Source organism: Stenotrophomonas sp. YIM B06876, from assembly GCF_030711595.1.
Lineage (GTDB): Bacteria > Pseudomonadota > Gammaproteobacteria > Xanthomonadales > Xanthomonadaceae > Stenotrophomonas.
This window is the reverse complement of record NZ_JAUJUJ010000423.1, coordinates 1-683: the sequence shown is the minus strand read 5'-3', so window position 1 is coordinate 683 and position 683 is coordinate 1. Positions and strand designations below refer to the sequence as shown.

General features: G+C 62.8%; 1 pseudogene. It reads right to left on the bottom strand.

The window, feature by feature from the left end:
- Positions 1-683: pseudogene (gene pgi, locus QZH66_RS17715) on the bottom strand (glucose-6-phosphate isomerase); the annotation flags it as partial.

The window sequence follows — 683 nt, the reverse complement described above, 5'->3', positions numbered from 1 at the left end:
GAAGGCCAGGGCCTCGGTCTGGGCGAAAAAATTGGCCATCAAGAGGTTGTGCTGGCCGTCCGATTGGCTGTCGTCGGGGCCGAGCGGGTTCAGGCTTTGGCAGAAACCGATGAAGTCGCACGGCACCAGATCCGTTCCCTGGTGCAGCAACTGGTAGAACGAATGCTGTCCATTGGTGCCCGGCTCGCCCCAGACGATGGGCGAGGTGGCGTAGTTCACGCGCATGCCGGCGAGCGTGACGTGTTTGCCGTTGCTCTCCATCGTCAGCTGCTGCAGGTAGGCCGGAAAGCGCTTCAGGTACTGGTCGTAGGGCAGCACGGCCTGCGTCTGTGCGTTGAAGAAGTTGGTGCACCAGACCGCCAGCAAGCCCATCAGCACCGGAAGGTTTTTGCCAAACGGCGCGCTTTGGAAGTGTTCATCCATGGCATGAAAGCCCGCCAGCATCGCGCGGAAGTGTTCCGGACCAATGGCGATCATCGAAGACAGGCCAATCGCCGAATCCATCGAGTAGCGCCCACCGACCCAGTCCCAGAAGCCAAACATATGGGCCGGGGAAATGCCGAACTCGGCAACGCCCTCGGCGTTCGTCGACACCGCGACGAAATGCCGGGCGACCGCCCGCTCGTCGCCGAGCTGCGCAACGCACCAGGCGCGCGCCGCGTGGGCGTTGCTCAGTGTCTCAA